The sequence below is a fragment of the Corynebacterium sp. 122RC1 genome (assembly GCF_024580955.1).
GTDB lineage: Bacteria > Actinomycetota > Actinomycetes > Mycobacteriales > Mycobacteriaceae > Corynebacterium > Corynebacterium kozikiae.
On sequence record NZ_JANIKD010000010.1, the window covers coordinates 61,286 to 79,929 of the forward strand.

An 18,644-nucleotide genomic window follows, 5' to 3' on the forward strand; every position below is an offset into this window, starting at 1 on the left:
CGCTGCCACACCGCTGCAACCTCGCTATGCTGGCGGGCATGAACCCGAAGGCGCTTGAAGTCCAGTTGTCACCCAGGCTTTTGTCCCGCATGCCGCACGCGCGCGGTCTCTCCGGAATCTTCGGCGCGGCGCTCGTCGGAACGCTCGGTACCTCGCTGGGCCTCGCATTGGGCGCTGCTCCTACTGCGGAAGCTCTGGTGGCGGAAGACGTGCGCATCGTGGACCCCGCGGACCTCCTCACCTCCGAACAGGAACAGGAGCTCATCAGCACAACCGCTGAGGTGGGCCTGGATCCCAGCATCACCCACACCACTTACCTGGTGTTTCGCAGCACCGCGGAATCCCTCAACGATGCAACGGTGAACTACGCCAAAGCCAACGACCCCCAACTACTCAGCCAAGACCAGCTGACCTTCGGTGACGGCCAGCTCATCTTTTCACTGGCCACCGAGGACCGAAACATGGGCGTCTACGCCGGCGAGGACGTTGCAAGCGCAATCTCACTCAACGCCAACCTGGACTCCTATCTAGAAGCCATGCGCCCTGGGCTGCGGGACGGCGACTGGGCACTGGGGCTTGCCGACGGCGCCAGGGCGGTAGCGGGACAGGAGACCAGCGCGGGTTCTGGTGATGAAGAGATGAGCACTGCTACGAAGTGGACAATCGGCGGCCTGGTTGCTTCTGGCGTTGCATTAATCATTGGTGCGCTCGCTGCAATTGTGCGCAAAGAGCAGCGGACAAACGGGGAAAAGGCCAAGAAGGAGTTTGATGTGATCTCCAAAGGCTACGGCGACCTCGCACAACGCCTGGACCAAATTGATGTGCGTGCTAACAGCCTCCGCAGCCCCCTGGTGAACGCCCAGCTGCGTTCCGAGTGGGACACAATCCGCCAAGGATTCCTCGATGCCCACGCGGGTTTTGACAAGCTGGAAGGGCTCACCCCCAACTCGGAGTTGAAGGAATTTCACAAGCGCCGCGAGGACATCAAGAGCATCCACACCCGCTTTCAGAAGGTGCAGCATGCCGAAAAGAACATTGACATGCTCTTTGCCATGGAAAACGGCGACGCTAACGTGCGCGCACGGCAGCTCAACAGACTGGTAGATGACATCACCAAAGCCCACGCCAACGCCGAGAAATCAACACACCAACACGCACTCGCAGACCTTGCCAAACGCGGTCGCGCCCTCCAACGCAACCTCAACGATGAGCACATGCTTGAGGATTACGCCCGCCTGGTTGCCGACTATCAAATCGTGCTCAGCGAACTGAACAAAACCCAGTTCAAGAAGGCGGATACCACCAAAGCGCCAGGCCTTGACAGTGAAAACTACCGCCCAGGCTTCAACGCCACCAGCGTGCTGCCCTTCTACCTCATGCTCTCCACTCACAACTCCGCGGTGGCCGCCGCCAACACATCAAGCTCAACGAACACGAGCTTTTCCGGTGGGTTCAGCGGTTCCGGCGGTTCGGGGTCGTTCTAGCGCTGGGGCTGAGCGGCGGCAGTTTGCCGCCGCGCCGTTTGACTCCGTGCTGTTTGACTCCGCACCGTTTGACTCCGCGCCGCGCGTTGAAGGAGCTGCCACATCAGCAGCGCTACCGCTGTGCCGATGCTGGCACCCACGAGGACGTCACTGAGCCAATGCACCCCTACGTAGAGGCGGTTTATGGCAACCAGCACCGCAACGATCCAGGCCGCTACCGTCCACCAACTGCGGGTGAGCACGCTGAGGACGGTGGCCAGAGCAAAGGCGGCGATGGCGTGCCCGGAGGGCATGCTTGGGTTTGTCTCCACCACGAGCCGCGCGGCCTCCAATGGGCGTTCGCGGCCAATGAGGTGCTTCAGCGCTGAGGAGATGGTGATTGCCACGATCAACGTGAGGGCCGGATACAGGATCCGCGCCCAACGCAGGGCAGAATCCAATCGACGGGAGCGCAAGAAAATCACCACGGTGAGCACCACCGCCATCAATGTGACCCAGCGCGGTTGGAAAGCATCGCTAAGAAAAACCTGGGGTTCATTAAGCCAGGCCACTCGGTTGTCGATAAAAAACCGCCACACCGCTTGGTCAATGCTGTTGCTGCTGTTCATGCTGTGCACCTCAACCCTCCATGCTTCTTCACTGCAAGGCTTAGAGCTTAGCGCGCCTTCGAAACGTAGCTTCATTTGGTGAATCGAGTACGCCGCCGAGCAGCATCACCATCGCCCAACCCTTAACCCCCCAGCCCTCACCCAACCCTTAACCCCCAGGCAACAGCACCGGATGCGGCCTTGGGGACGTCGGCATGCGCTCGGAATGCGATGGACATGCGCTCGGCACGCGCTCGGCGGAACAAGACACTTTGTTGGGTTTTGCCCCCAAAACAGACATTTTGCGCGCTGCCGCTGCCTGCGCGGGCTGGTTGAGTGTTTTCCAAGAAACGTTTCTTGCTCTTTGTCCAAGTTGAAAACGGCAGCGGCCATGGCCACCGTATCGCGGGCTCATGAGGCGCTCGCCCACTGTTGCAGGCGGGACATCCCCCTTGCCTGCACGTGTTTTGGAAAGGACTCCTCATGTTAGGGCTTCCGACGTTTACCGCAGCAGTGATCATTGGGATCACGCTGCTATGGATTGTGTATACCGCTGTGTTCTGGGTTGTGAGCAAGGACTGGCACTTGGCAGATGAAACTCCAGCTCAAGAGGGGGTGGCATAGCCTATGAACATCGCGTTGATTTTCCTGATTGTGTACTTTGTGGCAATGGCCGGCATTGGTGTGTGGACCATGAAGCGCAGCTCAAACAACACCGAAGGTTACCTTTTGGCGGATCGCTCCATCGGGCCGGCGGTGACCGCACTTCGTCTGCAATCCAGTTCCATGTCTGGATACATGTTCTTGGGTGCCGGGTCACTGGCATATACCCAGGGCTACTACTCCATGTGGTACGCCTTGGGTGACATCGGTGGCGGCATCATCAACCTATCCGTGCTTGGACGGCGCATGCGCAAACTTTCGCAAAAGTTGGGATCACTGACATCAATTGAGTACCTGGAGCACCGCTACGAATCCAAGTGGGTGCGGTTGGTGGCAGCACCCGTGGCCCTGTTCTGCCTGTTTCTCTACGTGCTTTCCCAGTTCATCGCCGGCGGCTCCGGCCTTGCCGTGGTCACGGGCCTGAACTTCAACGTCGCGCTCCTAGTGGCCGTTGGGGTGATAGTGCTCTACACCTTCCTGGGCGGATACCTGGCCGTGGCCTACACCGACTTTGTCCAGGCAATCATCATGGTGATTGGCATGGTGTGGATCCTCGTGGCAACGCTGCAGTACCTCGGCGGGTTCAGCAGTGCCAACGAGCGCATTGGGGAAATCAACCCGAACTTGCTCACCATGTGGGGCGCCAACCTGGAGTTCCAAGGCCAGTGGGGCGTGATTATCGGCGCGCTGCTGCTGTTTTCCATCGGCTACATGGGTTGGCCGCACGTCGTGGTGAGCCACATGGCTATGAAGCAGCCCTCCGTGGCGCGTTCGGCCGGCGTGTACGCCACGCTGTTCAACCTCTTCTTCATCCCGGCGCCGTACATCATCGGCATCTTCGCGCTGCTGGTCCTCCCGCAGCTCGATGACCCCCAACAGGCCATTTTTGAAACCGCCAAGACTGTCCTGCCCTCCTTCGCCGTGGGCATCGTGATGGCGGCGGTGATGGCAGCGATCATGTCCACTGCCGACGCCCTCCTCCTCCAAGCCTCCACAATCGCTGCAAAAGACATCTTCGGCCGGTTCATCATCAAAGACATGACGGAAAAGCACATGGTGTGGATCTCCCGTTGCGCCGTACTCCTGCTGAGCTTTGGCGGCATTGTGCTGGCAATTTGGCAGCCACCAGCGGTGTTCGGTCTGGTGGTGTTTGCCACCTCCATCCTCGGCGGCGCCTTCGTGCCCGCATACGTGTGCGCTGTCTGGTGGCCAAAGGGCAACAGCGTTGGTGCCACGCTCTCCATCATCCTGGGAACGGCCGGCGTGGTGTCTTGGCAGGTCATGGACTTTGCCACCGCCACGGGCATCGATCCCCTCCTCGCCGGCCTCATCCTCTCCACCGCAGGCATGGTCTTCGGCTCCTTGGCCACGCAAAAATCGCACCCTGTCTCGCTGGAGGTGCAGCAGGCAATTTCCGACGCGGCCAGCGTCACCCCCGCCTCGCGGAAAGCAGAGCGGAGCAGCGACCCCACGCTCATCAACCAATTCCCAGGTCAAGGTGCCTAAGGTGACTAAGATGCCGGCTTTCACTCTTGCACCAGCACTGAGCGCCGAAGATGCCTTGAACCTCGCTGCGCAGCACGCACGGTATCTTCACAATGAAGCCACCCTCCAAGAGCCAAAGCTCAGCTATTACCCGCTGCTAGGCACTGCCTTTCAGGTAGTTGCCCGGCGCGGCCCGGCGCGAAAAGTGGCAGGTGCGCGCATGTTTGCCGCTGTCGATCTGGTTTCCGGCACGCCGCTTGTAATGGAGGATTGGACCAACAGCGAACAATCAACCCCGGAAGGCGCAATCCTTTTGGAGGATCTGATCTCTAAGGCGCGAGTGGGCACCACGGATGAGGCAATCAACATTGCAAGGCAAGCCCTCAGCACCAAGCTGTTAGGCAAACTGAAGCTGGCCTCTATGTTTGAGCTTTCACTGATCGCTTTGGCCGAACCACTGTGGAAGCCCAATTGGTGCGTACGCACCCACACCCATGAGTTTTTGGTGGATGCGCTGGCGGGGAATGTGGTGAGCCGCAGCTTGGTGATGGCCGAACGCTAACTGCCTTGACCTAGCGGTTTGTTGGAGGGCTACTCCCCTTTCGGGCGGTAGGCCTTCAGCGCCAGGCTCAGCGCGAACACTTCCTCGCCGTTGCTGAGGTCTACGCCCAGCAGGCGCTCGATGGTGGCGATCCTGGTGTAGAGCGCAGTGCGGGAAAGGTGTAGGCACTCGGCTGCCGCGGTGCGGGAGGTTGGGTGCGCCAGCACCGCGGTGAGGGTATCCACCAAGTCTGAATCATTCTTGGCGTCATGGCGAATCAACGCTTCAAGGGTGGTGTTCACAAACTCTTGGACGCGCACATCATTACTGAGCTGTAGGAGTAGGCCCTCCAACGGGTTGCGTGAAAGTGGGGTGGCAGTGACTTTTGCCCGCGGCATAGGTGGGGTAGCAAATCTGGAAAGGGTCCGGATGTGCCCTGCTAGCTCAAGAGTTTGGGTGGTGGCCTCAGAGAACACCACGCGAATCTTGGCGTCAAAGTTCCCTGTAATCTTCTCTCCCATGGCCACAAACTTGCCGGCCAGGAGGTGGGCATCAAATCCATCCAGCGGTACGGAGAGAGCGGCGGTCACCAGCCGTGGATCGGACTCACGCGGAACTGCAAGGAAGTCTGCCCCTGGGAACGTCTTGCGGATCTGCTTGCGGTACACCGTGGGGTCAATGTACTCCCCCGTGTGCTCGATGAGCAGCGCGATGAGCGCCCGATCCTCAATACGGAACCCCGAGGCCTGCAGCACTTCACCGGCTCCTTGAACAGTGGTGTACTTGTTTTCCACCAGGCGGTCCAGCGCGGTCTTCTCAATGAGGTCCACCCAGGAATAGGGGTTGTCTGAGCCAAGGCGTTCCATGGCCAGTGCGGTGGCTGCCTGACCCAAAATGTGGTGGCCACCGGCTTCAGATTGGGAATGCCCGTGATACAACAGCCTGCCCCACACGATGCCGCGCGCTTGGACGTCGATCATGGTCCACCTCTGGTCAGCGACAAGATCTTCCACTGTCACCGCCTGGGTGAGCTCCCCGTACTGGCCCACCCTGTGTGTCCACTGGCGCGACTTCCTACTCCATCCGGCGAGCAGTTTGCTGGGCAAGGTATGCCCCTCCGCGTAGCCCACCACCTGGTGGCTGAGGTCCTCTAACACAACGGGGGCTTTCAGCAGGCGGCTGGCATGGGCGAGGATTTGCAGGGTTGGTGCCCCATTCACAATCAGCGCGTTGAAGGATTCTGTGACTTTATGAATAGCCACCACTTGGCGCATGTGCTTTTCCAACAGCAGTGTGTGCACGTTTTCTGTTACCTGCACAAACTTCACTTCGTCATGCAACACCACCAGGGGCAGACTGTGCTTTGTGCAGGCAGCAATCACGTCCTCCGGAATCGCGTGCCAGCGGGAACCAAGTTCTAACACCACGGCGGCAACGTCGTTTCGCGCAAAAGAAGCCACCATTGCCTCGCGCTCGGCGGGTTGCTCGCTCCATGCGATGCCGGTGGTGAGCAGTATTTCGCCGCCCTTAAGCAGGTCAGCAGAACGCGTTGCGTCCGCCACGTGGATCCAGCGCACCGGGCGTTGCAGATCAGCCTGTGAACAGTACGTTTCCACATGTACAGAGGCCAATGGTTCCAGGGAGAGCACTTCACCGAGGGTGAGCTTTGGCACCATCTCACCGAGCTGCTCAGCGGTCATTTCAGCGGCCACTTCCGCCGGTGTTCCAGAATGCACCGATTCCATGAGGCCAACCACCCTTCCCTTTACAGTCTGTAATCCAGAGGTGAATTTAGTGGACATTTCTCATTACTGAGGGGCCAATTTGCCCCATTACAGTAATGAGCATTCAGCGATCTGCCACAAACACGCAGTTCAATGATGTAGCACATTCTACACATATTCTTCGGACACATTGTAAGGAGTGGAGTCTAAATGCGAGTTTCACACTTCATCAACGGGCAACTGGCCGCAGAAAACAGCGAGGACCGCACTGCCCCCGTTTTCAACCCCGCCACCGGAAAGCAAATCCGTGAGGTGGCTGTTGCCAGCACCAGCACGCTTGAGGAAGCCATCGCCGCCGCAGAGGCAGCCCTCCCCGGCTGGCGTGCAACTGGCCTACAGAAGCGCGCACAGGTGATGTTCAACCTGCGCGAAATCATCAATGCCCGCCGCAGTGAACTCGCAGCAGTGATCTCCGAGGAGCACGGCAAGGTGCTGGATGACGCCGCAGGTGAAATCGTGCGCGGCCTAGAAAACGTGGAGTTCTGCGCCGGCCTGGTGCACCACATGAAAGGTGAGCATCTGGAACAGGCAGCCGGCGGCATTGACGTCCACCAGACCCGTCAACCGGTGGGAGTGGTTGCCTGCATCACCCCGTTCAACTTCCCCGCAATGGTGCCCCTGTGGATGGTGACCACCGCCATCGCCGCAGGCAACACGGTGATCCTCAAGCCTTCGGAGCGCGACCCTTCCGCGGCAAACTGGGTAGCCCAGGCGTTCAAGGAAGCAGGCCTGCCCGACGGCGTGCTGAACGTGGTTCACGGTGACAAGGAAGCCGTTGACTACCTCCTGCAAAGCCCACGAGTAAAGGCAATCAGCTTTGTGGGTTCCACCCCTGTGGCCAAGTACATTTACGCCGAGGCCGCAGCCAACGGCAAGCGCGTGCAGGCCCTGGGCGGCGCAAAGAACCACATGATCGTGATGCCAGACGCAGACATCGACGCAGCCGCCGACGCCGCAGTGTCCGCTGGTTACGGCTCTGCAGGTGAGCGCTGCATGGCCATCTCCGTTGTAGTCGCCGTGGGCAACATTGCTGACGAGCTGGTGGAGAAAATCGCCGAGCGCACCCGCAAGCTTAAGGTTGGCCGCTACGATGACCCAACCGCGGAAATGGGCCCAGTGATCACCAAGGCCTCCCTGGACCGCATCGTTGGTTTCCTGGATTCCGCTGAGGCCAACGGCGGCAAGCTGGTGGTGGACGGCCGTGAGTACGACTTCTCCCACATTGAAGACGGCGCAGAAGGCTTCTTCATTGGCCCATCGATCATCGACCACGCGGCGCCCGGTATGCCGGCATACGACGAGGAAATCTTTGGCCCCGTACTCTGCATCGCCCGCGTTGACTCCTACGAAGAAGCGGTTCAGTTGATCAACTCCAACCAGTTTGCCAACGGCACGGCGGTGTTCACCCGCGACGGCCGCACGGCACGCCAGTTCGAGTTTGACATCGAGGTGGGCATGGTGGGCATTAACGTGCCTATCCCAGTGCCAATCGGCTCCTTCTCCTTTGGCGGCTGGAAGAACTCCCTGTTCGGCGACATCCACATGTACGGCCCCGAATCCTTCAACTTCTACACCCGCCGTAAGGTAGTGACCACCCGCTGGCCGCTGCCGAGCGAGTCCCAAATCAACCTGGGCTTCCCCACCAACTAAGAGGAGGATGAGATGGTTACCAACGAAAAGGTTACCAACGCAGACATTGTGGCGGCAGACGCAGCCCATGTGTTCCATTCCTGGAGCGCCCAGGACAAGATTGCACCCCTGCCGGTAGCGGGCGGTGAAGGCTCCACCTTCTGGGACTTCGAGGGCAACCGCTACCTGGACTTCACCTCCCAACTGGTGAACCTGAACTTGGGCCACCAACACCCCAAACTGGTGGAGGCAATTCAGAAGCAGGCAGGGCAGCTCGCCACCATCGCGCCAGCTTTTGCCAACGACGTCCGCAGTGAACTCGCAAAGCTCATCGTTGAGGGCGCCGGCTCGGAGCACTTTTCCCATGTGTTCTTCACCAATGGCGGTGCCGACGCCAACGAGAATGCCGTGCGCCTTGCTCGGTTGCACACGGGCCGTCGGAAGGTCATGTCCATGTACCGCTCCTACCATGGGGCTACATCCACGGCCATTAGTTTGACCGGCGACCCACGCCGCTGGCCCAATGAGCCATCCGATAATTCTGTAATTCACTTCTTTGGCCCCTACACCTACCGCTCAGTGTTCTACGCGCAGGATGAGGGCCAAGAGTGCGAGCGTGCTCTGGCCCATTTGGAGCACCAGATCCAAATGGAAGGGCCGGAAACCATTGCCGCGATCATCATTGAAACGGTGGTTGGCACCAACGGCATCCTGGTCCCACCGCCGGGATACCTCCCTGGTGTGCGCGCACTGTGTGACAAGTACGGCATCCTCTATATTGCCGATGAAGTCATGGCCGGCTTCGGCCGCTGCGGCGAGCTCTTTGCTTTCCAAAACTTCAACGTGGTGCCAGACATGATCTCCTTTGCCAAGGGCGTGAACTCCGGCTATGTGCCACTGGGTGGTGTGGTGATGAGCCACGCGATCCGCGAAACCTTCGGCGAGCGCACCTTCCCTGGCGGCCTCACCTACTCCGGCCACCCGCTGGCCTGCGCCCCAGGTGTAGCCACCTTTGAGGTGTTCGAGGAAGAAGGAATCCTTGAGCATGTGCGCCGCCTGGGTGAGCAGGTGGTCAAGCCTTGGCTCGATGAGCTCGCCTCAACACACCCCAATGTTGGCGAAGTTCGCGGCCTCGGCATGTTCTGGGCCATCGAGCTAGTCAAAGACAAATCCACCCGCGAACCATTGGTGCCGTTCAACCCCTCTCCCGAGGAAAATGCCCCAATGGCGGCGCTCGTGGCGGCGTGCAAGAAGCGTGGATTGTGGCCATTTACCCACTTCAACCGCATGCACATTGTTCCACCACTAAACATTACGGAGGAGGAACTGCGCCGTGGCCTAGGCATCATCGAGGAGGCCATGGCCGAGGTATTCGGCTAAGCAGCGCGGTTTGTGGTTGGCGGGGCTTCCAGGTGAGGCCCGCCAACCACTTGCATTTCTGTGGATCCGAATTTTTGCTTCATCGCGGCAGGCCCACCAGCTTGGGCACGAGAACCCTAAAGCCTCGCCTCAAGCCCGGCGCGCACCGTGGGCCATTCTTCCCGGAGGATGGAGTACACCACGGTGTCGCGCCACGTTCCGTTGGGCAGCAGCACGTGGCGGCGTAGGATGCCGTCGCAGTGCGCCCCCAACTTTTCGATTGCGGCACGCGACTGGAAGTTCATGTGATGCGCCCGCAGCTCCACCCTTTGGCATTCAAGGTGCTCAAATGCGTGTTGCAGCATGAGGAGCTTAGTTTCTGCGTTGACGCGCCCACCTTGGTACTGCTTGCCAATCCAGGTTGAGCCGATTTCCACCCGCAGGTTTTGCGGGTCAGGGTGGAGGTAGGTTGTCATTCCAATGGGCCGGGAGTCTTCCGCCAAGGTGATGGTGTAGGCTGCGATTTCGCCGTCGCTCTGCCGTTGCAAACGCGCGGCGATTTCTTGAGCCATTTCCTCCGGCGCGGGAATCCGGGTATACCAGGTTTCCCACAGCCTTCCCGGTTGCACGGCCTCCGCCAACGCCGGGGCGTGTTCGGGGACAAGGGGCACTACCTGCACAAAACGGCCCAGCAGCGGCGTGGGCGTACTAAAAGCCATCTCGTGTGAAATCTCCACAACGCACCCCTTCCAAAATCCCTGGCACCAAAACCCCTAGTGCCAAAACCTCTAGTGCCCGCGCTCCTGCTCAAGCGCGGCACCCTCGGTCCAGAACGGTGCGAGTTTGTTGTCGAACAGGCTCAAGGCAGCGGCGATGGCCATATGCATGTCCAGGTATTGGTAGGTGCCCAGGCGTCCACCGAACAGCACCTTGTGCTCGCGCGCCTCGGTGGCGGCGAGTTTGCGGTAGGCCTCCAGTTTGGTTCGGTCTTCTGGGGTGTTGATTGGGTAGTACGGCTCGTCGTTATCCTCCGCGAAGCGGCTGTATTCCTTCATGATGACCGTCTTGTCCTTGGGGTGGCGGTCTTCGCGCTCGGGGTGGAAGTGACGGAACTCGTGGATGCGGGTGTAGGGGTATTCGGCGTCGTTGTAGTTCATCACCGGGGTGCCCTGGAAGTCGCCGGTGGGGAGCACCTCGGTTTCAAAGTCGAGGGTGCGCCAACCCAGGTGCCCTTCGGCGTAGTCAAAGTAGCGGTCCAGAGGGCCGGTGTAGACCACGGGGGCGTCGGGGTTTGCTGCGCGCAGCTCTTCGCGGACCTCAAACCAGTCCGTGTCCAGGCGTACCTCAATGTTTTCGTGCGCGGCCATGTTCTCCAGCCACGCGGCGTAGCCGTCCACGGGGAGGCCTTCGTAGGTGTCGTTGAAGTAGCGGTTATCAAAGGTGTAGCGCACCGGCAGGCGGGTGATGTTGCCGGCGGGCAGCTCCTTGGGGTCGGTCTGCCACTGCTTGGCGGTGTAGTCCCTGATGAAGGCCTCGTACAGCGGGCGGCCGATCAGTGAGATTGCCTTTTCCTCCAGGTTGGTGGCGTCCTCGGAGTTGATTTCGCTGGCCTGCTCCGCGATGAGGGCGCGTGCCTCGTCGGGGCTGTAGTAGCGGCCAAAGAACTGGTTGATCAGGCCCAGGCCCATGGGGAATTGGTACGCGGTGCCCTTGTGCATTGCGAACACGCGATGCTGGTAGCCGGTGAAGCTGGTGAACTGATTGACGTATTCCCACACGCGCTCATTCGAGGTGTGGAACAGGTGGGCGCCGTACTTGTGGATCTCAATGCCGGTCTCCGGCTCTGCCTCCGAGTACGCGTTTCCGCCCAGGTGGTTGCGGCGCTCCACAATGAGCACCTTTTTGCCCAGTTGGCTCGCGGCGCGCTCCGCAACGGTGAGGCCAAACAGGCCGGAACCCACAACAATCAGGTCAAAGTCAGTCATGGGATCAAGCCTAACGCAGGCATTTGCGTTGCGGGGGATTGCAGGCCGACGTCCCCAAATCCCACAAATAACATTCGCAACACTAACCACATTAGACAACAAGGGTTTTCAAACACCTCAACTTGCACTAGAGTATCCGTGGATAAACTTTGCCCCCACTAGGCACAGTTGCAAGAAACCTTTGAGGAGACCCCGATAGTGCAGCAACGACGACGCCTCACCAGCACACCAAAGGCACCTGTCACCGCGATGATCTCCGCAGTAGCAGTGCTCGCCTCCGCAGTAGTTGGTGTTTCCACGAATAACATCCTGCGCACCGACGGCACCGCAATCGAGCCGGTGACCGCCTCCGTTGGCACCTCAAGCCTTGCCGACGGCGCCAGCGTTGTAGTAGACGACGCCGCAATCGCAGCTCAAGGCGAGAACGGCACCGGTCCCCGCACCGTTAAGGAGTTCACCAGGGATCAGCCCTTCTCCCAGTTCGCGGTGACCTGGACTGGCGACCGCGACCTCGCAGCCTTCGTCCGCGCCGAGCGCCCAGACGGCTCTTGGTCCGAGTGGTATGACACCGACGCCTACAACTTCGGTGACGCCTCCGACACCGCCGTCCGTGGCACCGAGCTGATCTACATTGAGCCAACCCAGAAGGTGCAGGTTTCCATCTCTGGCGTGGATCTCACCGCACCAGCCGAGGCGACGGCGACCACGCAGGACGCTGGGCTCGTCGAAACGCCCGCTGAGGAACCTGCTGCTGAAGAACCTGCTCCTGCTGAGCAACCTTCCGGCGCTACCGCCCCGCTGCCTTCAAACTTCGGCGAGATTCGCCCGGTCACGGACGTGGAGGACACTGCTGGCAGTGCCGAAAACATCGACGTGGTGTTCATTGATGGCGGCACCTCTGAGCTACCCGAAAATGGTATCCAGCTCACCAACGACGCCGCCGGCATGCCACGAGTGATTTCCCGCGCGGGCTGGGGGGCGAATGAGTCCCTGAAGTGCCGCGATAGCCAGTACTTTGACGGCGTTTCCGGCATCACCATCCACCACACCGCCGGCTCGAACAACTACTCCGAGGCCCAGGCACCGGGCATTGTGCGCGGCATTTACCAATACCACGCGCAGCAGCTCGGCTGGTGCGATGTGGGATACCACGTGCTTGCCGATAAGTACGGCAACCTCTACGAGGGCCGCAAGGGTGGCCTGAACAAGGACGTGTGGGGCGCGCACGCAGGCGGCTTCAATGAAAACACCTGGGCCATCTCCATGCTGGGCAACTATGACACCGCCCCAACCACCCCGGAAATGATCCAGGCTGTGGGCGACATCGCTGGTTGGCGCGCGGCAGTCGCGGGCATTGATCCCACCGGCACCAGCACCCACATCTCCGAGGGCACGAGCTACGCCAAGTACGCCCGCGGCACCCGCGTGAGCTTGCCAAACATCTTCGCGCACCGCGACGTCGGCAATACCGCCTGCCCAGGCCAGTACGGCTACGCCCAGATGGGCAACATCCGCACCATCGCAAAGACGAAGTACGACGCCATCAAGTCCGGCGCCTTCGCCACGGCAACTGGCGCCTCAGCTTCGGCAGCGGCTTCTGCTGCGGCCACTGCGGCTCCAACCGCAACACCAAGTGCGGTTCCGACGACCACCGCCTCGGCGCCTACCACCACTCAGCGTCCCGCACCGGCTCCTGCTACACGCCCGAGTCCAGCACCAGCTCCAGTGGCTCCCGCTGCGATCGCTGGCGCTGGCTCCTCTGAGATCATCCCAACCCTGGGCGCACTCGTTGCCGCAGGCCTGGGCCTCGCAGCTTCCCAGGGCCTGCTGCCAGGTGGCGTAAGCAATGTTGGTGACGTGCAGGTAATGAACAACCTCAAGCTCTCCGACCTCCCTGGCGTGATCAATGAGGTTGTGGCGCTGACGGGTGACGATAACATTGCGCGCGCATGGCAGAACGTGAACCGTCAGCTCGGCCCAGTGCTCGGCAATGCCCGCTCGGGCACCCACTCCTACATCGGCGGCAATGGCTCGCCAACCAACTTTGCCCTCTTTGACAACGGTATCATCGTGGAAGGCTCCACCGGCACCAACGCGTTGTGGGGCAAGATTGGCGACACCTGGGCAGCCCAGGGCTTCGACTTCGGTCCACTCGGCCTGCCACTCAACCAGGAATACCGAATCAACAACAAGCTCCGCGTGGACTTTGAAGGCGGCTACATCACCTTCGACCCAGCCACCGGCAAGGTGGACGTACAGCTCACCTAACCAGAACCTTTGTTGAACTGCGCTGAGGCGCTGGAGGCGCCCCGATCCCTGAAGTGGATTGGGGCGTTTTTCATTTCTTCACCGGCAGCGCCGGAATGATTCGGCAGGAGGGCAATCCCAGCGCAGCCGCAACCATGCGCACCACTGCCCCACACATTGACTTCAATTAATACTGTTGGTGCATTAATTTGCGCAATATATAGTGCGCTCTTCGCAGAATTCCTAGAATGAGCTGCATCACATTTTTGAACTGGAATGGACCCTAACCGTCCAGGATCAAGACCAGAATCAATCCGCACATCCAAAGGAAGAACGCACCATGACTGATAGCACCCACAGCCAGCTTGTTCAGCGCCAGGATGAGGACGGCGTAGCAGTTCTGACCATTAACCAGCCGGAAAAGCTCAATGCCGCGAGCCGGCCTGTGTTGGAGACGCTCGCCGCACACCTGGATGACATTGAGGTGGACTCAAATGTGGACGCCATCATTATCACGGGCCAAGGCGATACCTCGTTTGTTGCGGGTGCGGATATTCATGAGCTCGCCAAGCGCGCGCCGCTGGACGCTTTGGAGTCCTACATGCAGCGTTTGTACGACCGCATCGCGGAGTTCCCCAAGCCAACCATCGCGGCGGTCAACGGGTATGCACTCGGTGGCGGCAATGAGCTGGCCATGGCCTGCGACATCCGCATCGCCTCCCCCAACGCCATCTTTGGCCTGCCCGAGACAGGCCTAGGTATCCTCCCCGCGGCCGGTGGCACCCAGCGCCTTGCAAAGCTGGTTGGCGTTGGCGTTGCCTTGGACATCATCATTACCGGCCGCCGCCTCAACGCGGAGGAGGCGTTGCGCTGGGGCTTGGTGAACTATGTGGTGGAGCAATCCGAGCTCCTAGATGAGGCACACAAGATCGCCCAGCGCATCCGACGCAAGGGCATCACCGCCGTAGCACTCGTCCGGGAGGTCCTGCAGCGAGGCTCCAGGGTGGATCACCAAACTGGCATGCTCCTGGAACGCCTTGCCCAAGGCGTGCTGTACGCAACTGCTGAAAAGCAGGAGGGCACCAAGGCTTTTCTGGAAAAGCGCCACCCCGACTTCCGCTCCGTGCGCGGCGAGCACGGCCTCCCCCAGAACTAAACACCATTTTCATTGCACACAATCTTTCACACTTCAGGAGTTCTCATGACTGACATCAACAATGTTGTAGTAATTGGTTCCGGCACGATGGGTTCCCAGATCGGCATGGTGGCCGCACTTTCTGGATACAACACCACCATCGTTGACATTTCCCAGGAAGCCCTTGATCGTGCAGAGGACATGCTGCGTTCACGGATGGCGCGTGACGTCGAAAAGCAGCGCCGCACTCAAGAAGATGTAGACGCTGCGTTTGCCCGCTTGCGCCTGCTCACCGACCAGGCTGAGGCGGTCAAGGATGCGGACATCGTGATCGAGGCCGCCATTGAGGATCTGGAAATTAAGCGCAAGATCTTCACGCAGCTCGATGAGCAAACCCCAGAACACACCATTTTGGCCACCAACTCCTCCAACATTGTGTCTTCACAGCTCGTGGAAGCCACCAAACGGCCGGACAAGGTGTGCAACATGCACTTCTTCAACCCGGTGCTCGTCCTCAAGGCGTGCGAGATCGTGTCCAACGAGCACACCTCCGCCGAGACCATGGACGCGGTGGAAACGCTTGCGCGCAAGATGAATCGTGACGTAATCCGCATGGACAAGGAGATTCCTGGGTTCGTGGCAAACCGTCTACTCAATGCACTCCGACGCGAAGCTCTGGAGCTCTACCAGGGTGGATACGCTTCCTTTGAGGATATTGACCTCGCCGCGAAGTCTGCACTCAACCACCCAATGGGACCATTCGAGCTCATGGACCTGGTGGGCGTGGACGTGGTGTACCTGATCCGCAAGGCCGAGTTCGAGCAGACCGGCGACCCCGCCTCCCTGCCCTCCCCCGCCGTGGAAAAGCTCTACAACGAGGGGCGCTACGGCAAGAAGTCCGGCCGCGGTTGGTATGAGTACGACGCCCAGGGCCGCAAAGTCCGGGCGATCACCGACTAGCCCCAAGGCCCAAGGCCCACCTCCGTCCCCCAACTCTTGAAGGCTGTGACCATGAGCAACGCTTACATCGTTTCCGCACTTCGCACTCCGGTGGGCCGCTTCGGCGGGTCACTTTCCTCCGTCCGCGCCGATGATCTCATTGCACACAACTTAAAGGCCGTGGTTGAGGCCGTAGACATCCCACCAGAGGCGATTGATGATGTGATCATTGGCAACGCAAACGGCGCTGGTGAGGACTCCCGCAACGTGGCTCGCCTGGCATGGCTGATCGCCGGGTTCCCCAATGCGGTGCCCGGCATCACCGTCAACCGCCTCTGCGCCTCCGGTATGTCCAGCATTGGGCTGGCCACGGCACTGATTCAGGCGGGCCATGCGGACCTCATCGTGGCTGGCGGCGTGGAGTCAATGTCGCGCGGCCCCTGGGTCATGCCCAAGCCGGAAAAGGCATTCCCCTCCCCCAGCGCGGTATGGGACACCACCATCGGCCCGCGTTTCACCAACCCAACGCTGCCGGACACCACCAACTACTCCATGCTGGAAACCGCAGAAGAGGTGGCCAAAGTAGAAGGTGTTTCCCGCGAGGACGCGGACGCCTTTGCCGTGGAATCCCAGCGCCGCGCACTCGAGGCCATCAGCCAAGGGCGCTTTGTTCCTGAGATCACACCGGTCACGGTGACGGACCGCAAGAACAACAGCCACGTTGTGGACACCGACGAAGGCCCGCGCGAAGGCATCACGGTGGAGGGATTGGCCAAGCTCAAGCCGGTGGTCAAGGGTGGCTCGGTGGTGACGGCAGGCAATTCTTCCTCGCTCAACGACGGCGCCTCCGCCCTCATCATCGCCTCAGATGAGGCAATCAAGCGCTACGGGCTGACCCCGCGCGCACGAATTGTAGACTTTGCCAACGTTGGCCTTGCCCCAGAGATTATGGGCATGGGCCCAGTCCCCGCCGTGGAAAAGCTCTACGCCCGCACCGGGTGGAGCAACCAAACGGTAGACACCTTTGAAATCAACGAGGCATTTGCCACCCAATCCCTAGCCAGCATCAGAAGGCTGGACCTCGACCCAGAGAAGGTCAACCCCTGGGGCGGTGCCATCGCACTCGGGCACCCGCTCGGCTCATCTGGCTCGCGCATCACCATCACCTTGTTGAACCGAATGGAACAGCTCGGCCTCAGCACCGGCATCTCCACCATGTGCGTGGGGTTTGGCCAAGGCATGGCGCTGGCACTCGAACGCGTGTAGCACCCACATCCCCAATTCCACCGTCCCCACACGAGCCCACCTTGAGGAGGAGAGCTCACATGCAATCCAAGATCTTCCCCAACGTTCAACAAGCTCTCGCCGGGATACAATCCGGCATGTCCATTGCCTTTGGCGGATTTGGCACCTCCGGCGTTCCCTATGCGCTCATTGCGCAGCTTGCCAAGGAACCGGTGGATAACCTCACCATTTACTCCAACAACCCCGGCGGTTCAGACAGCGAGGGCAACCTCACCGGCCTGGCGTTCGTGGTGGAAAACAACCAGGTGCGCAAGTTCGTGGGCTCTCACCTGGGCTTCAACCGCGGTTTCCAGGATCTGTTCTTAGGCGGCAAAGTGTCTGTGGAGCTGATCCCGCAGGGTTCCTTCGCGGAGCGTCTTCGCGCAGGTGGCGCGGGCATTCCTGCATTCTTCACCCCAACGGGCGCGGGAACGGCAGTGGCGGAGGGCGGCGTGCCCACGCGCTACAACGAGCAAGGCGAGGCCATCGAGTTCACCCAGCCCAAAGAAGTGCGCACCTTCACCCACAACGGCCAAGAGCGCGAGTACGTCCTTGAGGAGGCGATTCAGCCGGACTACGCCATGGTCCACGCCTGGAAAGCCGACGCCGAGGGCAACGTTGTCTTCCGCAAGTCCTCCACCAACTTCAACCCGGACATGGCCAAAGCGGCCCGGATCACCGTGGTGGAAGCAGAGCATATTGTTCCCGTCGGATCCCTTGACCCCTCCGAGATCCACCTGCCCGGCATCTTCGTGGACCGTGTCTACCCACTGACCAAACAAGAACGCGATTACAAACCGCTCGGTATCCTGCAACTCACCGACCCCGAGAGCAGCGAGGAGCATGCCGACGCCCCCACGTCCGCGTCCAGCAACGCCGCAGGAGGGTGGTCGCGGCAGCAAATCGCGCAGCGCGCAGGCAAGGAACTTTCCGATGGCGAGTACGTGAACCTCGGTATTGGCCTGCCCACCCTCGTGGCCAACTATGTTCCCAAGGGAGTGGAGGTGCGCCTGCAAAGTGAAAACGGCATTCTCCACATGGGCCCAGCCCCACTGCCCTGGGAGCTAGACCAAGACGTGTGCAACGCCGGAAAGGAGACCGTCACCATCAAGCCCGGCGGCTCCACCTTTGATTCCTCCACGAGCTTCAGCATGATCCGCGGCGGCTACATCAACACCGTCATCCTGGGTGCCTTCGAGGTGTCAGAATACGGCGACCTTGCCAACTGGGCCGTGCCCGGCAAGCTGCTGCGCGGCATGGGCGGAGCCATGGACCTGGTCCAAGGTGCACAGCGCGTAGTGGTGATCATGGAGCACCTGGACCCCGAGGGCAACTCCCGCATCAAGCGCGAATGCACCTACCCACTCACCGGAAAACGCGTGGTAGATCGCATTATCACTTCGATGGGCGTGTTTGACGTTACCGACCAAGGGCTGAGGCTCGTGGAACTCGCACCTGGGGTCACCGTAGACCAGGTGCGCGCCGCCACCGACGCTCCCTTTGAGGACCGCACTTAAGGGCG

At 60.4% G+C, this 18,644-nt stretch carries 15 protein-coding genes; 11 read left to right on the top strand and 4 right to left on the bottom strand.

Features of this window, described 5'->3' with window-relative positions:
- Window positions 1-38 precede the first annotated feature (38 nt).
- A complete protein-coding gene (locus NQ050_RS06415; protein WP_257038471.1) occupies window positions 39-1,484 on the top strand; it encodes a DUF5129 domain-containing protein in 1,446 nt (481 codons plus the stop codon).
- Here the strand turns inward: NQ050_RS06415 and NQ050_RS06420 are convergent.
- On the bottom strand, window positions 1,481-2,092 hold the full coding sequence (locus NQ050_RS06420) for a phosphatase PAP2 family protein (protein ID WP_257038472.1): 612 nt from the start codon (window positions 2,090-2,092) through the stop codon (window positions 1,481-1,483). The genes NQ050_RS06415 and NQ050_RS06420 overlap by 4 nt on opposite strands.
- Window positions 2,093-2,554: 462 nt before the next feature.
- Between NQ050_RS06420 and NQ050_RS06425 the strand changes: the two genes are divergently transcribed.
- From NQ050_RS06425 to NQ050_RS06435, 3 genes are read left to right on the top strand one after another with little or no spacing between them, the layout of a single operon-like run.
- Window positions 2,555-2,695, top strand: a complete 141-nt coding sequence (locus NQ050_RS06425; RefSeq protein ID WP_257038473.1) for a hypothetical protein — start codon at window positions 2,555-2,557, stop codon at window positions 2,693-2,695.
- Between the two features lie 3 nt (window positions 2,696-2,698).
- Entirely contained in the window at window positions 2,699-4,240 is a 1,542-nt protein-coding gene (locus tag NQ050_RS06430; protein WP_257038474.1) for a sodium/proline symporter, read from the top strand.
- Between the two features lies 1 nt (window position 4,241).
- Window positions 4,242-4,781 (top strand): hypothetical protein, encoded by a 540-nt coding sequence (locus NQ050_RS06435; RefSeq protein WP_257038475.1) that lies wholly within the window; start codon window positions 4,242-4,244, stop codon window positions 4,779-4,781.
- A gap of 29 nt (window positions 4,782-4,810) precedes the next feature.
- Here the strand turns inward: NQ050_RS06435 and NQ050_RS06440 are convergent, their stop codons facing one another.
- Window positions 4,811-6,562 carry a PucR family transcriptional regulator gene (locus tag NQ050_RS06440; protein ID WP_257038476.1) on the bottom strand — a complete coding sequence of 584 codons (1,752 nt, stop codon included), beginning with the start codon at window positions 6,560-6,562 and terminating at the stop codon, window positions 4,811-4,813.
- Between the two features lie 132 nt (window positions 6,563-6,694).
- Here NQ050_RS06440 and NQ050_RS06445 point away from each other — a divergent pair, with 132 nt between their 5' ends.
- Together NQ050_RS06445 and NQ050_RS06450 are read left to right on the top strand one after the other, a co-directional pair.
- On the top strand, window positions 6,695-8,194 hold the full coding sequence (locus NQ050_RS06445) for a CoA-acylating methylmalonate-semialdehyde dehydrogenase (protein WP_257038478.1): 1,500 nt from the start codon (window positions 6,695-6,697) through the stop codon (window positions 8,192-8,194).
- Window positions 8,195-8,206: 12 nt separating this feature from the next.
- Complete coding sequence (locus NQ050_RS06450; protein ID WP_257038479.1) at window positions 8,207-9,553, top strand: aspartate aminotransferase family protein; 1,347 nt, start codon at window positions 8,207-8,209, stop codon at window positions 9,551-9,553.
- A 116-nt stretch (window positions 9,554-9,669) separates the two neighbouring features.
- On the opposite strand, the gene NQ050_RS06455 is transcribed toward NQ050_RS06450, so the two are convergent.
- Together NQ050_RS06455 and glf are read right to left on the bottom strand one after the other, a co-directional pair.
- Window positions 9,670-10,269, bottom strand: a complete 600-nt coding sequence (locus tag NQ050_RS06455) for a GNAT family N-acetyltransferase (protein WP_257038480.1) — start codon at window positions 10,267-10,269, stop codon at window positions 9,670-9,672.
- A 51-nt stretch (window positions 10,270-10,320) separates the two neighbouring features.
- On the bottom strand, window positions 10,321-11,517 hold the full coding sequence (gene glf, locus NQ050_RS06460; RefSeq protein WP_257038481.1) for a UDP-galactopyranose mutase: 1,197 nt from the start codon (window positions 11,515-11,517) through the stop codon (window positions 10,321-10,323).
- Between the two features lie 198 nt (window positions 11,518-11,715).
- Between glf and NQ050_RS06465 the strand changes: the two genes are divergently transcribed.
- The 5 genes from NQ050_RS06465 to NQ050_RS06485 all read left to right on the top strand — a co-directional run bounded on the left by NQ050_RS06465 (window position 11,716) and on the right by NQ050_RS06485 (window position 18,639).
- Window positions 11,716-13,785 carry an N-acetylmuramoyl-L-alanine amidase gene (locus NQ050_RS06465; protein ID WP_257038482.1) on the top strand — a complete coding sequence of 690 codons (2,070 nt, stop codon included), beginning with the start codon at window positions 11,716-11,718 and terminating at the stop codon, window positions 13,783-13,785.
- Window positions 13,786-14,104: 319 nt separating this feature from the next.
- Window positions 14,105-14,920: an enoyl-CoA hydratase/isomerase family protein gene (locus NQ050_RS06470; protein WP_257038484.1), complete on the top strand. Its 816-nt coding sequence runs from the start codon at window positions 14,105-14,107 to the stop codon at window positions 14,918-14,920.
- Window positions 14,921-14,932: 12 nt separating this feature from the next.
- Window positions 14,933-15,859, top strand: coding sequence for a 3-hydroxyacyl-CoA dehydrogenase family protein (locus tag NQ050_RS06475; protein ID WP_306428531.1), 927 nt, complete (start codon window positions 14,933-14,935; stop codon window positions 15,857-15,859).
- A gap of 51 nt (window positions 15,860-15,910) precedes the next feature.
- Entirely contained in the window at window positions 15,911-17,104 is a 1,194-nt protein-coding gene (locus NQ050_RS06480; protein ID WP_257038485.1) for a thiolase family protein, read from the top strand.
- Window positions 17,105-17,163: 59 nt separating this feature from the next.
- On the top strand, window positions 17,164-18,639 hold the full coding sequence (locus NQ050_RS06485; protein WP_257038486.1) for a 3-oxoacid CoA-transferase: 1,476 nt from the start codon (window positions 17,164-17,166) through the stop codon (window positions 18,637-18,639).
- Window positions 18,640-18,644 lie beyond the last annotated feature (5 nt).